The sequence below is a fragment of the Microbacterium maritypicum MF109 genome, from assembly GCF_000455825.1.
Taxonomy (GTDB): domain Bacteria; phylum Actinomycetota; class Actinomycetes; order Actinomycetales; family Microbacteriaceae; genus Microbacterium; species Microbacterium maritypicum_A.
The window spans coordinates 1-13326 of sequence record NZ_ATAO01000090.1 but is presented as its reverse complement, the minus strand read 5'-3'; the positions used below and the strand labels follow the sequence as shown (position 1 = coordinate 13326).

The 13326-nt window shown below is 67.8% G+C and carries 14 protein-coding genes and 3 tRNA genes; 8 read left to right on the top strand and 9 right to left on the bottom strand.

Annotated features, from left to right (window positions below):
- Positions 1-23 precede the first annotated feature (23 nt).
- The 3 genes from L687_RS26025 to L687_RS26015 all read right to left on the bottom strand — a co-directional run bounded on the left by L687_RS26025 (position 24) and on the right by L687_RS26015 (position 2530).
- Positions 24-1427: a DivIVA domain-containing protein gene (locus L687_RS26025; protein WP_021198733.1), complete on the bottom strand. Its 1404-nt coding sequence runs from the start codon at positions 1425-1427 to the stop codon at positions 24-26.
- A 220-nt stretch (positions 1428-1647) separates the two neighbouring features.
- Positions 1648-2172, bottom strand: coding sequence for a hypothetical protein (locus L687_RS26020; RefSeq protein ID WP_235045213.1), 525 nt, complete (start codon positions 2170-2172; stop codon positions 1648-1650).
- Between the two features lie 52 nt (positions 2173-2224).
- Positions 2225-2530 (bottom strand): DUF7882 family protein, encoded by a 306-nt coding sequence (locus L687_RS26015; protein ID WP_021198731.1) that lies wholly within the window; start codon positions 2528-2530, stop codon positions 2225-2227.
- A 136-nt stretch (positions 2531-2666) separates the two neighbouring features.
- Here L687_RS26015 and L687_RS26010 point away from each other — a divergent pair, with 136 nt between their 5' ends.
- The 3 genes from L687_RS26010 to L687_RS26000 all read left to right on the top strand — a co-directional run bounded on the left by L687_RS26010 (position 2667) and on the right by L687_RS26000 (position 5294).
- Positions 2667-2930, top strand: a complete 264-nt coding sequence (locus L687_RS26010; RefSeq protein ID WP_208323594.1) for a hypothetical protein — start codon at positions 2667-2669, stop codon at positions 2928-2930.
- Between the two features lie 137 nt (positions 2931-3067).
- Positions 3068-4390: a VCBS repeat domain-containing M23 family metallopeptidase gene (locus L687_RS26005; RefSeq protein WP_021198729.1), complete on the top strand. Its 1323-nt coding sequence runs from the start codon at positions 3068-3070 to the stop codon at positions 4388-4390.
- A gap of 58 nt (positions 4391-4448) precedes the next feature.
- Positions 4449-5294: a hypothetical protein gene (locus L687_RS26000; protein WP_021198728.1), complete on the top strand. Its 846-nt coding sequence runs from the start codon at positions 4449-4451 to the stop codon at positions 5292-5294.
- Positions 5295-5430: 136 nt separating this feature from the next.
- Here the strand turns inward: L687_RS26000 and L687_RS25995 are convergent.
- The 3 genes from L687_RS25995 to L687_RS25985 form a co-directional block, all read right to left on the bottom strand.
- Positions 5431-5503: transfer RNA gene (locus L687_RS25995), tRNA-Phe, on the bottom strand.
- Positions 5504-5572: 69 nt separating this feature from the next.
- A tRNA-Asp gene (locus L687_RS25990) sits at positions 5573-5646 on the bottom strand.
- 29 nt (positions 5647-5675) lie between these two features.
- Positions 5676-5748 (bottom strand) — tRNA-Glu (locus L687_RS25985).
- A 210-nt stretch (positions 5749-5958) separates the two neighbouring features.
- On the opposite strand from L687_RS25985, the gene L687_RS25980 reads away from it, so the two are divergent.
- Positions 5959-7326, top strand: a complete 1368-nt coding sequence (locus tag L687_RS25980; RefSeq protein ID WP_021198727.1) for a M23 family metallopeptidase — start codon at positions 5959-5961, stop codon at positions 7324-7326.
- 76 nt (positions 7327-7402) lie between these two features.
- On the opposite strand, the gene L687_RS25975 is transcribed toward L687_RS25980, so the two are convergent.
- Entirely contained in the window at positions 7403-7894 is a 492-nt protein-coding gene (locus L687_RS25975; protein WP_021198726.1) for an inorganic diphosphatase, read from the bottom strand.
- A gap of 98 nt (positions 7895-7992) precedes the next feature.
- Positions 7993-8658: a TMEM175 family protein gene (locus L687_RS25970; protein ID WP_021198725.1), complete on the bottom strand. Its 666-nt coding sequence runs from the start codon at positions 8656-8658 to the stop codon at positions 7993-7995.
- 90 nt (positions 8659-8748) lie between these two features.
- Between L687_RS25970 and tilS the strand changes: the two genes are divergently transcribed.
- On the top strand, positions 8749-9741 hold the full coding sequence (gene tilS / locus L687_RS25965; protein ID WP_021198724.1) for a tRNA lysidine(34) synthetase TilS: 993 nt from the start codon (positions 8749-8751) through the stop codon (positions 9739-9741).
- A gap of 63 nt (positions 9742-9804) precedes the next feature.
- On the opposite strand, the gene L687_RS43225 is transcribed toward tilS, so the two are convergent.
- Entirely contained in the window at positions 9805-10404 is a 600-nt protein-coding gene (locus tag L687_RS43225; RefSeq protein ID WP_021198723.1) for a DUF937 domain-containing protein, read from the bottom strand.
- 131 nt (positions 10405-10535) lie between these two features.
- Between L687_RS43225 and hpt the strand changes: the two genes are divergently transcribed.
- The 3 genes from hpt to L687_RS0121045 form a co-directional block, all read left to right on the top strand.
- Entirely contained in the window at positions 10536-11087 is a 552-nt protein-coding gene (gene hpt, locus L687_RS25955; RefSeq protein WP_021198722.1) for a hypoxanthine phosphoribosyltransferase, read from the top strand.
- Between the two features lie 73 nt (positions 11088-11160).
- Complete coding sequence (gene ftsH / locus L687_RS25950; protein ID WP_021198721.1) at positions 11161-13161, top strand: ATP-dependent zinc metalloprotease FtsH; 2001 nt, start codon at positions 11161-11163, stop codon at positions 13159-13161.
- A gap of 1 nt (position 13162) precedes the next feature.
- On the top strand, positions 13163-13326 hold a 164-nt coding region (locus L687_RS0121045; protein WP_031206783.1), incomplete at its 3' end, for a GTP cyclohydrolase I.

Below are 13326 nucleotides of genomic sequence, written 5' to 3'. Positions count from 1 at the left end.
TCGCGCCTCTGTCGTGTGTGCGTCTACTTGGAGGACTTCTTCTTGGCCTCCACCACGTCGATCGTGATCTTCTCGAGGGGGCGATCGTCGTCGAGCTCGTCTTCGAGCACCTCGTCACCGAGGAAGGTCTCCTCCGGCGTCTCGGCTGCGGCGACCTGGTCGGCGACCTCTGCAGGTGCTGCGGTGACGGGTGCATCCGCTCCGGTGAGCTCCGTCGGCAGTGCCTCGTCGGAGAAGATGCCGTCGGGGCGGATCAGCTCGCGCACCTCGGCCATGAAGCTCGACAGCTGCTGCTGCTGCCACCGCAGCTGACGGGTGCGGTCCTCTGCGTCGTGCAGTACCGCCGTGGTGTGGCCGGTGACCGAGTCGACGATCTTCTGCGCCTTCGCGCGAGCGCGCTCGAGGGTCTCGCGCGCACGGACCTGGGCTTCGGCCTCGATCGCCTGCGCCTGCGAGCGGGTCAGACGCTCGTAGTCCTCGGCGCGTGCCGAGATGCGCTGGGCATGCTCGAGCGATGCGGTGACCTGCTCGTTCGCGTCATTGGTGATGCGCTCGGCGTGGGCCACAGCCTGATTGTGCAGCACGAGGAACTCCTGCTGCGCGTCGTCTTGACGGCGGGTGAGGGTCTCCTCGAATTCCAGCACGCGCGCGTTCATGTCGCGGACGTCGCGCTCGGCGTCGGCACGCAGCTGGGTGGTCTCGCGCGTGACGAGGGAGCGCAGCGCGGCCGCGCCCTTCTCGGCTTCCGTGCGGATCGCCGTGGCCTCCTGCGCCGCCTGGTTCACCTTCTCCGCTGCGTGTGCGGCTTCGCGCTCGATGCGCGCTTCGTGTGCCGTGTACTCGGTGTCCATCTTCAGGCGCACCTGGTCGGCGTCGCGCTGCGCCTGGGCGGTGATCCGCTCGGCGTCGGCCTCGGCTTCGGCACGCTGCGCGGCCACCTCCTCACGGGCGGAGGTCATCAGACGGTCGGCCTGCACCGCCGCGTTCTGGATGAGGACGTTCGCCTGCTCTTCGGCGACCCGCAGGATCGCCTCGAACTGCTGACGGGACGGTGCCTCTTCCCCGTCGGGCTGCGGGGCATCGACGAGCTCGGACGTCAGCGTCGCGACCTGCTGCTCGGCGTCCAACGCCTTGACCTTGGCGGCAGTCAGCTCACTTTCGAGGGCCTCACGGGCCTTGCGCTCCTCTTCACGCACGGCTTCGACGGCGTCCTCTTCACGGGCCTGCGCCTCGGCGACGTCGGCGGCGGCCTGCTTGAGCTGATTGCGAAGGGTCGCCAGCGCGGCGTCGACCTCTGCCTTGTCATAGCCGCGGAAGCCGACGGTGAAGGCGCCCTGCTGGTCGCGCGGGGTGGTCTCGATCAGCTGATCGAAGAAGTCCGGGGAGCGCTCGCCATCGCGGTCGGCGGTTCCGGGGGATTCGCTCATGGTTCTAGCCTTTCTGGCGTGGTCACACCGGGAGCGGCGGCTCCGTCCCGACAGTCGGGACCGTGTGGACCGGAGGAGGTCGTCAGGGCGCACGCCACCACCATGACCCGGCGGAGCCCGGCGGGCAGGGCGCGCTCCCCAGCCTAGTTGCGTCGGCTGTGAGTTGCGCGCCCGTCTTCTGCTCCCGCGGGCGGAGACGGAGATCGCGGTGCCGGGCAGGTCACGTGTCGCGCATCCAGCGCGCGTTCCGGTCGTCGAGAGGGTCGCCGCGTGTGTACCGGACAGGTGGTCCGTCGGCGACCGAGATCCCCTGGGCTCGTGCCGCGGACGCGATGCGCTCCCGCAGATCGACCCAGGGCTGCACCGTCTGCGGAAAACCGAAGTACTCACGGAACGTCTCGATCTGCAGCCGGGTGCCTTCGGCGACGGGGATGAGCCGCACGACGGTGTCGTCCGGCTCGACGAACCGGATGCCGTAGGCGCCGTCATCGCGGATGACGTACTCCCGCTCCTTCTCCACCATCGCCGACGCCACGATCTCGCGAGCACGACCTTCGGGCGCCTGGATCACCAGCGTGGTGCCGAGCACGCCGAGGGCTGTGTCGAGCCGGTCCGAGGCGAACCTCTTCCCCGCTCTCGAACCGGCTTCGGAGGCACCCCGGCTGAAGCGTTTCCTCAGGAGCGGGCCGCCGACGATCAACGCGAGGATCGGCAGGCCGAGAAGGAGGTAGGGGGCGGGGTCCACGGGCACAGCGTATCCGGATCCGCGTGTGCTCCGGTGCGGTCGGGGAGCGACGTCAGACGGGGGTGACCAGGTGGTCGAGGACCAGCTCGCCCGAGGCGTTGAGGGCCTGCATCATCTCCGCGATCAGCCGGGGGTCGATGGGCGGCTGCTCCGCCGCGTCGTACCCGAACTGGAGTGGGATCGCCGGGTGGATCCAGACGGTGGCGCGCTTGTCGACGCCGTCGGTGACGGGTCGCCACGTCATCATGAAGCTCTCCTGGCGGCGGAGCTTCGTCGAGATGACGATCTTCAGGTGCGCCAGCGTCGCGTCCTCGATGAGGATCGGATCGGAAGTCCCGTCGTAGCGCAGTCTGCCCATGAGAGCACGCTACACCGCGCGCGTACTGCCTCTTCTGAGGTCTGTGCGCAACCCCCTCTGCGAGAGGTGATCCCCTCGATACCGTCGCAGCATGACGACAGCGGAGTGACAACGAGTGGAGGGCAAGGTGCAGACGATGGCGCGGACGCGGATTGCGCTCAACGAATCGGAGTTCTTCCTGGCTCAGGGTCAGGACGTCGCCGAGCTGAGAGGGCGCATGGAAGAGGCGATGCGCGCCGGAGGAGGGTTCGTCGAATTCGTCGTGGTGGGCAATCGATCGGTCAGCGTGCTCATCACCGCGGCGACCCAGGTCGTGATCTCGGTCGAGACGGTGGAGTTCGACGCGCGCGACACCGGCGACAGTGCGGTGCCGTATGGTGGCGAGTACGACCTGCTGTGAGCGCGGGGTGACGTTGGCTCGCCCGGCGATCCTCCGACTCCTCGGCGACGCGGATACCGGCAGTTGCGTCGCCCTGATACGGTGTCGGCGGTGGGCATGGCGCTCCTGGGGCCGACGAGCAAGAGGGATCTGTCGAGATGAAGCGCTCCTCCCGTGTGCGTCTCGGGCGCATCGGGTTCGCCGCAGTACTCGCGGTCATCGTCGGAGCGCTGGCACCTTCGCTGTCCACGAGCACTCCTGCACTCGCTGCGACCGACGGCCAGATGGTCAATCCAGCGTCGGGGAACATCCAATCGAAGGTCGGGGACGGCTGTCGTGGGAACTACCGGGCGCATGAGGGTATCGACATCTCCGCCCCCGGCGGGGCACCGATCGTCGCCGCCTACGACGGAATCATCAAGTCGCGAACGGTGAACAGCGGCTACGGGAACTACACCGACGTCGAACATCCCGGTGGCTATGTCACCAGATACGCCCATATGGCTTCACCCGGAACGTATGCACCGGGTACTCCCGTGGTCCGCGGGCAGCAGATCGGAGTCGTCGGCAACACCGGCAACTCTCCGGCCTACCATCTGCACTTCGAGGTACGGCGGAACGGGGCGGTCCACACCGCGATCAACAACGGGTTCACCTGTCTCGCGAACGTCACCCGGGGAAGCCTGATCCCCCTCTTCCTTCCCGGTCTCGGAACGGGCCCTGTGGCCGCATCGGCCGATTTCAACGGCGATATGAAGGCCGACCTGCTGCTCGTCGCCGGGAACGGCGACCTCCGTTATCGGGCGGGGACGGGAGGGGGAAGCTTTCATCCTGCGATCACCGTCTTCAACGGGTGGGGCAATACCCGGAGACATGTCACGCACGTGGATTTCAACGGTGACGGCAGAGGGGACATCTTCGCAGCCCGATCTGATGGTGCGCTGGAGTTCTATGCGGGCAACGGCTCGGGCGGATTCGCGCCGCCAGTGAGTGTGGGCACCGGGTGGTACGAGACGCTTCACATCACGTCAGGAGCGGACTACACCGGCGACGGAAGACAGGACGTCATCGCCGTCGCTCCGTCTGGCGTCCTCACCATCTATCAGGGCAACGGTGCTGGAGGGTTCGGGAGCGCACACGTGACATTCCCGGAGAGCAACTGGTCGAGCGCCCATTTCCTGATCGGCGGCGATTTCGACGGCGACGGCCGAGGCGACCTCATCGGGGTCACCGAAACCGGGAGCCTCGACTTCTATCCGGGCGTGCCCAATGGGTTCGCGGCCAGGCGCGTCGTCGGCGAAGGGTGGGTCGAGTTCACGGCGGTGCTCGGCGGGGTGGACTACGACGGGGACGGTCGCGTCGATCTGCTCGGCCGTACGCCCGCGGGCGAGCTGTATCTCTATCCGGGGCGCGGCGATGGGATGTTCGGGACTCGAAAACTGATCAGTTCGGACTGGGCCGACCACCTTGCCCTCGGATAACCGCCCCTGACGCGGAGTAGCGCCTGCCGCTGAGCGAGCCGCGGCGTATCGTGGGCGCATGGTCGGTGTCACATTCGAGGAGATTGTGACGGAGCTGTACTGCGGGCCTCCGGGAGCTTTCGTCTCGTCGCGCAGCGCCCGCGCTGCGGAGGTCGCCCCGGACCTCGGGTCGCGAATCCTCGCCGTGCGGAAGCCATCGATCGCGGCCTGGGTTGTGAACGTCTTCGCGCGGGAGCGGTCCGGCCGGCTGCGGATGGCCCTGCAGCTGGCGCGAGAGCTGCGCGAGGCGCAGGAGGATCTCGATGTGGCGGCTCTGGCGACGCTCGGCAGAGAGCGCCGTCTGCTGACGAGGAAGCTCTCTCAGGACGCGGGGGAGTTGGCTGCGTCGCATGGGGAGCGGGTCACGCCCTCAACCCTCCAGGCGGTCGAGCAGACCATCTCCGCTGCGTTCTTCAATCCGGCAGCGGCGGCAGCAGTCGCCTCAGGCCGACTGTCGCGTGCTCTCACCCCCGCGTCGACGCAGAACGACATCCGCGACGCCGTGGCGGGGGACGTGCCCGAGCTCGAGTCTGCGTCTGAGCCGCCTCCGGCGGATGAGCTGCAGACCCGTCGCGCTCGACGCGAGGCCGAGCGCGCGGTCGTCGCGGCGGAGAAGGAGCAGGCATCCGCCGAAAGGGAGCTCACGACGCGTGACAAGGCACTTCAGGAGTTGCAGGCCCGGAACGACGAGCTCGCCGCGCGCGCTGCGGAGCTCGATGCTCAAATGTCGCGGACTCGTGCCGAGCTGGCGCGGGTGGAGCGCGTCCTTCCGGAAGCGAAACAGAGTCGGGCCGACGCGGCGACACGAGCGGAAGCAGCCACCGATGCTCTGGACCTGGCTCGGGAGGCGAAGGACGCGCTGTAGCCGACGACGTGCACCGTGCGGACGTCGAGAGTTCCGTCCGGAGCGGTTCGGTCCGACTCTCACCAGGGAAAAGCAAAACCCCCGCCATGTAGAAGCTAGGCGAGGGTTTCTGGGCTGATTGTAATGATCAGCCGTGTGGCTCCGACCGGCATCGATCCGGTGACCTTTCGATTTTCAGTCGAACGCTCTACCAACTGAGCTACAGAGCCGCGCGACCGGCGAACCTGTCGCGTCCTAGACGAAGAGCCCTCTCCGAAGAAAGAGCTCATCGCACGGAGCGACCCTGACGGGACTTGAACCCGCGACCTCCGCCGTGACAGGGCGGCACGCTAACCAACTGCGCTACAGGGCCATACTTGTTTTCAATTATATCGGAAGGTGTGACCCCAACGGGATTCGAACCCGTGCTACCGCCGTGAAAGGGCGGCGTCCTAGGCCGCTAAACGATGGGGCCGAGTCAGTCCCGGGGGACTTCCTTGCCGACGCTCAAGCATAAGGGATGTTTCGGGCAAATCGCGAATCGAGGGCGCGGCGCCGCAACCCGGGCGTGTTCCGGGGGCACGATCGACGTGTCGGGAGTGGACGAAGACGCCGCCATGCCCCCTGGTGCGGATGTGAAGGTTGTTGTTAGTGTGGCAACTGTGAAACCGGCGGAAGGGGCCGTGTGAACGACAAGATCACGCTGGACGCTGCAGTTGCTGCGGCGTCCGAGGACTGCGGCTGCGCGCCCAGCCCGACCGAACGCCGTGCGTTCGGCAAGAACGGCATCAGCCGTCGTGGAGCCCTCGGCATCGGCGCGCTCGGCGTCGTCGCGCTGAGCGCATTCGGCATCACCAACGGCGTCTCCGCCGCCTATGCCGCCACGTACCCGAGCTGGGACGACGTGCAGCGCGCGAAGAGCAATGAAGCGGCCAAGGCCGCGGAGGTCTCGCGCATCGAGGGACTGATCCAGTCGCTCACGCAGAAGGTGGCCGAGACCCAGGCCGCGGCCAAGGTCGCGTCCCAGGAGTTCTACGACGCGCAGCAGGCTTACTTCGCTGCGGCCACCGAGGCCGACTCCATGCAGGCGAAGGCCGACGAACAGGCGGGGGTCGCCGACAGCTCGGCGCGCAAGGCGGGCCAGGTGGCCGCCCAGCTCTACCGCAACGGCGGCGACGACACGTCGATGGAGCTGTTCTTCGCCGGGTCGGCGAGCAACGCCGATGAGCTGCTCGCGCGCCTGGGCACGATGGACAAGCTCCTCGAGTACAACCAGTCGGTCTACGACAAGGCTGTCGCGGCGCGCAACTCCGCGCAGTCCCTCAGCGATCAGGCCGTCGTCGCGCGGAACGAGCGCGACCGGTTGCAGAAGGTCGCCGAAGAGAAGATGGTCGCGGCTCAGCAGGCGGCGGATGCGGCTCAGGCCGCTCTGGACGAGCAGTCGGCCAACCTCGCCACGATGCAGGCGCAGCTCGCCGCTCTCAAGGACGCGACCACCCAGACGGTCGCCGGCTACCAGGCCGGTGTCGAAGCCGAGGCGAAGGCTCGTCGCGAACGCGAAGCCGCCGAGCGCGCAGCGGCTGCGGCCGCAGCAGCTGCGGGTGGTGGCGGTGGCGGTGGCGGAAGCCAGGGCAGCGGTGGCTGGTGCCGCCCGCACGGCGGAGGAAAGAGTTCGGGATACGGACCCCGTTCCGTGCAGTGCGGCTCTCAGGGCTGCTCCTCGTCGTTCCACTACGGCACCGACTTCGCCAACGGCTGCGGCTCGCCCATCTACGCTGCGAATTCGGGCACGGTCGACTACGCGGGCCCCAACGACGGCTATGGCAACTACATCCGCATCCAGCACGGCGGCGGTGTCGGAACCGGTTATGCCCACATCCGTGACGGCGGCATCCTCGTCCGCAGGGGGCAGAGCGTCAGTTCCGGTCAGGTCATCGCCTACGCGGGGAACACGGGCCGCTCGTTCGGTTGCCACCTGCACTTCGAGGTCTACGTCAACGGTGGCCCCGTGAACCCCGTGGCCTTCCTCGGGGCACGCGGAGTCTCCGCCTGACCAGCTCTCACCTCTGCACGAAGAAGACCCCCGGCCGCTGAGCGGAACCGGGGGTCTTCTTCGTGCAGGCGGAGGGTCAGTGACCCTGCTCGCCGAAGCGGACGATGGCCTCGTCGAGGATGCGCTGCGCCTCGGCGGCGTTGCCCCACTCGTCGACCTTGACCCACTTGTTGGGCTCGAGATCCTTGTAGTGCTCGAAGAAGTGCGAGATCTCCTTCTTCGTGTACTCGGCGATGTCGTCGATGTCCTGGATGTGCGCCCAGCGCGGGTCCTTCGAGAGCACGGCGACGAGCTTGTCGTCTCCACCGGCCTCATCGCTCATCTTCAGCACGGCCACGGGACGGACCTCGACGACGACACCGGGGTAGATCGCGTGGTCGAGCAGCACGAGCACGTCGAGCGGGTCGCCGTCCTCGCCGAGGGTGTTGTCGAAGTAGCCGTAGTCGGCCGGGTAGCCGAAGGTCGTGTAGAGCACGCGGTCGAGGTGCACTCGTCCGGTCTCGTGGTCGACCTCATACTTCACGCGGCTGCCGCGCGGAATCTCGATGACGGCGTCGTGTGCGCCCATGCGTGTGCTCCTCAGGAAAAGTTCGGTTGGATGCCGCGGACTAGCCTACCTGCGGCGCTCGCGCGCCCGGGGGCCGGCGTGCTCAGGACCCGGCGTGCTCAGGACCCGGCGTCGACGGTCGGCACGTCGTCGTCATTCGATCGTCTGCGGAACAGACGATTCAGCAGTCGGCTCATCGGGTCGCTCAGGAGCAGCAGGAAGAGACCGGCGTATCCGTTCGGCGAGGCGGCGACCGCGATGACGAGTGCGGCGGCGAACAGGATGATCGCCGCGAGGTCGCCGATCGCCCCCAACCGGATGGTCTCGGTCGACACCTCGCCGAGTTCGGGATGACGCGCCAGATAGAGCCAGCCGGCGAGGGTGGTGACCTGGGTCATGATCAGCGTGCCGATGTACACCACGGCCTGCAGCGCGTCGGTGTCCATCTGGCCGATCATCGCGGTGGGGACCGGCAGCCAGACGATCGTGGCCATCCACGCCACGTTGATCCACAGCAGTGGTCCGGTGATCCGCTCCACGTCCCGGTACTGGCGGTGGTGCCCCATCCAGAACGTGGCGATGAGGAGGAAGCTCAGCCCGAAGCTCAGCAGCTGCCCCGAATGCTCGTCCAGGAACTCGGCCGTGCTCGTGTGGCCGGATGCGGCCTCGGAGACCGACTCCATGAGGGGCAGGATGAGCAGTGTCATGGCGATCGCCACGACGGCGTCGACGAATGCCTTGAACCTCTCGGTCCGGAACGGACGTGTACGCGTGTTGTCGGTCACGGCGTCAGGATAGCCCCGCCACAGCGCCGCACCGTCGTGCGCGCGCGGATCGGAAGAGCGCCGAGCAGGGGAGTGCCCTAGCGTGGACGGGTGCCGTCACTTCCTCCCGCCATCGCCGAGATCCGCCTCGCCGTGCGCACAGCGCTCGCCGAACTCCCCGAAGGATCGACGGTCATCGTCGCCCTCTCCGGAGGCGCGGACTCGCTCGCGCTCGCCGCGGCCACCGCCTTCGAAGCACCCAAGCTCGGTGTCCGTGCGGCGTCGTTGACGGTCGATCACGGCCTGCAGGACGACTCCGCGGAGGTCGCCTCCGGCGCGGCGCGCACGGCCGCCGAGCTGGGTCTCGACCCCCTGCTCGTGCGCGTCGACGTCGCGGGCGAGGGAGGGCCCGAAGCCGCTGCTCGTGATGCCCGCTACGGCGTTCTTCGCGATGCGGCCATCGATGTCGGTGCCGCCGCGGTGCTGCTCGGGCACACCCTCGACGACCAGGCGGAGACAGTGCTCCTCGGACTCGCCCGCGGCTCCGGCGCCGCGAGCCTGCAGGGGATGGCGCCGGTGCGGGAGGACGACGACGGCGTGCGGTGGGTACGCCCCTTGCTCGGGGTGCGCCGGGAGACGACGCGGGCATTCTGCGCGGCATCGGCCCTCGACCCCTGGGATGACCCGCACAACCTCGATGGCCGCTACGCGAGGGTCCGGGTGCGCGAGCGCGTGCTCCCCGTGCTCGAGGCCGAGCTCGGTCCCGGCATCGCCGAGGCCCTCGCCCGCACGGCAGAGCAGCTGCGGGAGGACGCGGAGGCGTTCGACGAGATGATCCACGAGACCATCGAGGACATCGTCGAGCACGCGGAGGCGGGGATCTCGGTCAGCGTGGCGGCGCTCGCCGCGAACCCGGCGGCGCTGCGCAACAGGATCATCCGCCTCGTCGTCGACAGCGAGTTCGGGGTGAGCTTGACGCGGGTGCAGACCATCGAGGTCGCGCGACTGGTGACCGACTGGAGCGGCCAGGGACCGATCGACCTCCCCGAGTGCTCGGTCGTGCGACAGGGCGGCCGCATCGTCTTCACGGCATCCGGTCGCTGAGCGCGTTTCGTCTCGGGCGCCTGTGGCGTCTTCGCGAGACGGAACGCGCTCAGCGCGGAAGCTCTACTTCTTGCCGCCGAAGAGGCCGCCGAGGATCCCTCCGAGGTCGATGCCACCGCCGGATGCGCCGTTGCTGCCACCGCCCAGCAGCCCGCCGATCACGTCACCGATGCCGCCGCCGGCGGAGCCGCCCTTGTCGCCGCCACCGAGGATGCCTCCGATGAGGTCACCGATGCCTCCAGAGCTCTCCGCGCCGGCATCCGCCTTCGCGGCCTTGTCCTTGCTCGCGTTCGCGATGAGGCCCATCACGATGGGAGCGAGGATCGGCAGCAGCTTGCCGAAGTCGATGCCGGGGGTCGCCTTCGACTCGGTGAGCTCCTTCGTGACCTCCTTCTCCTTCGAACCGAGGATGTGCGCGACGATCTTGCCGCCGTCGGCCTGATCGATGTCGTCGACCTTCGCGGCGCCGGCGCTGCCCTCGTGCTTCTTCAGTGCGTTCTGGATCGCGGCGGAGCCCTCGTCAGTCTTGGCGTTCTGCGCGAGCCCGCCGAGCAGCACCGCACCGCCCTGCTCGACAGCGACCTTGGCCTCGTCCCGCGAGACGCCCAGCTTCTCGGCGATGTCGTCGATCGGCACCTGCCTGAGGATGTCGTCAAGAGCCATGGTGAATCCTTCCGTCGGGGCGTCCGCCCACATCACCGCTCACAGTAGTGCGGATGGCGCGGGAGGGGGAGATGCCTTCCCGGCCGACCCACCGGGACCGAGCATCCGATCGCGTCGCCTAAAATCGATCCATGCGCGCCGCGGAAATCCAGGACGACCTCACCAGCATTCTCGTCACAGAGGAGCAGATCCTCGCCAAGCTCGATGAACTCGCGGCACAGGTCGCAGAGGATTATGCGGGCAAGGACCTCGTCCTCGTCGGCGTCCTCAAGGGCGCGGTGATGGTGATGGCCGACTTCGCCAGGGCATTGCCCTTCCACGCACCGATGGACTGGATGGCGGTCTCGAGCTACGGTGCGAGCACCAAGTCCAGCGGTGTCGTGCAGATCCGCAAGGACCTCGACACCGACCTGAACGGCAAGCACGTGCTGATCGTCGAGGACGTCATCGATTCGGGCCTGACCCTCAGCTGGCTGCTGGAGAACTTCGGATCCCGCGGAGCCGAGTCGATCGAGGTGCTCGCCCTCCTGCGCAAGCCCGAGGCCGCGAAGGTCGTCATCGACTGCAAGTACGTCGGGTTCGACATCCCGACCGATTTCGTCGTCGGATACGGCCTCGACTACGACGAGCGCTACCGCAACCTGCGCGACGTCGCGGTGCTCGCTCCGCACGTCTACAGCTGACGACCGCGACGCGCTACGCCGTGGGTGAACGCACAGCGACCCCCTAGGGCGCGCGCGATACGCTGATCCGATCATGGATGTGAAGAAGCTCACCCGGAATCCGCTGATCTACGTCGCGCTGATCGGCGTGCTCCTGTTCGGCGGTTTCCTGCTGATCTCGAATCTGGGCGCGCCCAAGCAGATCACGACGCAGGAGGGGCTCAAGCTGCTCTCCGGCACGACGGTCACCGAGGTCGTGAACACCGACGGCGACCAGCGCGTGGACATGACGCTCTCGAAGCCCTTCAAGGGCTCGGAGGACGTGCAGTTCTACTACGTCGACGCCCGCGCCGACGAGGTGGTCAGCGCGATCAACGAGGCGGCTCCGAAGGACGGCTTCAACGACGCCGTTCCCCGTGCGACCTGGTTCGACGGCTTCCTCTCGCTCCTTCTTCCGCTGGTGCTGCTCGGCCTGCTGTTCTGGTGGCTCCTGTCGTCCATGCAGGGTGGCGGCGGCAAGGTCATGCAGTTCGGCAAGTCCAAGGCCAAGCTCGTCAACAAGGAGACCCCCACGGTCACCTTCGCCGATGTCGCCGGTGCCGACGAGGCCATCGAAGAACTCCATGAGATCAAGGAGTTCCTCCAGGACCCCGCGAAGTTCCAGGCCATCGGCGCCCGCATCCCGAAGGGCGTGCTGCTGTACGGCCCTCCCGGAACCGGCAAGACGCTCCTCGCCCGCGCCGTCGCCGGCGAGGCAGGCGCCCCGTTCTACTCCATCTCCGGTTCCGACTTCGTCGAGATGTTCGTCGGCGTCGGCGCCTCTCGCGTGCGCGACCTCTTCGGCCAGGCCAAGGAGAATGCGCCCGCCATCATCTTCATCGACGAGATCGACGCCGTCGGCCGTCACCGCGGCGCCGGTATGGGCGGCGGCAACGATGAGCGCGAGCAGACCCTCAACCAGATGCTGGTCGAGATGGACGGCTTCGACCCGAACGCGAACGTCATCGTGATCGCGGCGACCAACCGTCCCGACATCCTCGACCCCGCGCTTCTGCGCCCCGGTCGCTTCGACCGTCAGATCGGCGTGGACGCGCCCGACCTCAAGGGCCGACAGAAGATCCTCGAGGTACACAGCAAGGGCAAGCCCCTCGCGAAGAGCGTCGACCTCGAAGTCGTCGCCCGCAAGACCCCCGGTTTCACCGGCGCAGATCTCGCCAACGTGCTCAACGAGGCCGCGCTGCTCACCGCGCGCTCGAACGCGCAGCTGGTCGACAACCGTGCTCTCGACGAGGCCATCGACCGCGTGATCGCGGGTCCGCAGCGACGCACCCGTGTGATGCGCGACAAGGAGAAGCTGATCACGGCTTACCACGAGGGCGGCCACGCGCTCGCGGCGGCGGCGATGAACTACACCGACCCCGTGACCAAGATCACGATCCTGCCCCGTGGCAAGGCTCTCGGCTACACGATGGTGCTGCCGCTGGACGACAAGTACTCGGTCACCCGAAACGAGCTCCAGGACCAGCTGACCTACGCCATGGGGGGCCGCGTCGCGGAGGAGATCGTGTTCCACGACCCCACCACAGGTGCCTCGAACGACATCGAGAAGGCGACCTCGATCGCGCGCAAGATGGTCATCGAGTACGGCATGACCACGCAGGTCGGACCGGTCAAGCTGGGCACCGAGGGCGGCGACATGTTCGTGGCACGCGACATGGGACGCGGTCGCGAGTATTCGGAGAAGGTCGCGGAGCGGGTGGACGCCGAGGTGCGTGCCCTCATCGAACAGGCGCACAACGAGGCGTACGAGGTCATCAGCGAGAACCGCGATATCCTCGACAAGCTCGCTTTGGCGCTGCTCGAGGAGGAGACCCTCGACCACAATCAGATCGCGGAGATCTTCACCGAGATCAAGAAGCTTCCCGAGCGCCCGCTGTGGCTGTCGAGCGAAGGTCGCCCGGTGTCCGAGCGTCCTCCGATCGAGGTGCCGAAGAAGGACGTCTCGCTTGCGGCATCCGTGGAGGCTCCGGCCGGAACGCCGCGCACGCAGCAGGGTTCGGCGGGAGCCGGGCACCCGCGGCCCGCGACGGCGTGACGTGACCGTCGACAGGCAGCGCGTCGAGCGGCTCACGAGGGAGCTGCTCGAAGCGATCGGCGAGGACCCGGACCGGCCAGGGCTGAAACAGACCCCGATGCGGATGGGCGAGCTGTACTCCGAGTTCTTCTCGGGCGTCGGCGAAGACCCGGCCGAGCCGCTCCC

Excerpts from the sequence above, each read along its gene's own strand:
- L687_RS26025 (WP_021198733.1), bottom strand. The coding sequence starts at position 1,427 with ATGAGCGAATCCCCCGGAACCGCCGACCGCGATGGCGAGCGCTCCCCG.
- L687_RS26015 (WP_021198731.1), bottom strand. The coding sequence starts at position 2,530 with ATGGGCAGACTGCGCTACGACGGGACTTCCGATCCGATCCTCATCGAG.
- L687_RS26000 (WP_021198728.1), top strand. The coding sequence starts at position 4,449 with ATGGTCGGTGTCACATTCGAGGAGATTGTGACGGAGCTGTACTGCGGG.
- L687_RS43225 (WP_021198723.1), bottom strand. The coding sequence starts at position 10,404 with ATGGCTCTTGACGACATCCTCAGGCAGGTGCCGATCGACGACATCGCC.
- hpt (WP_021198722.1), top strand. The coding sequence starts at position 10,536 with ATGCGCGCCGCGGAAATCCAGGACGACCTCACCAGCATTCTCGTCACA.
- L687_RS26010 (WP_208323594.1), top strand. The coding sequence starts at position 2,667 with ATGGCGCGGACGCGGATTGCGCTCAACGAATCGGAGTTCTTCCTGGCT.
- L687_RS25975 (WP_021198726.1), bottom strand. The coding sequence starts at position 7,894 with ATGGGCGCACACGACGCCGTCATCGAGATTCCGCGCGGCAGCCGCGTG.
- ftsH (WP_021198721.1), top strand. The coding sequence starts at position 11,161 with ATGGATGTGAAGAAGCTCACCCGGAATCCGCTGATCTACGTCGCGCTG.
- L687_RS26005 (WP_021198729.1), top strand. The coding sequence starts at position 3,068 with ATGAAGCGCTCCTCCCGTGTGCGTCTCGGGCGCATCGGGTTCGCCGCA.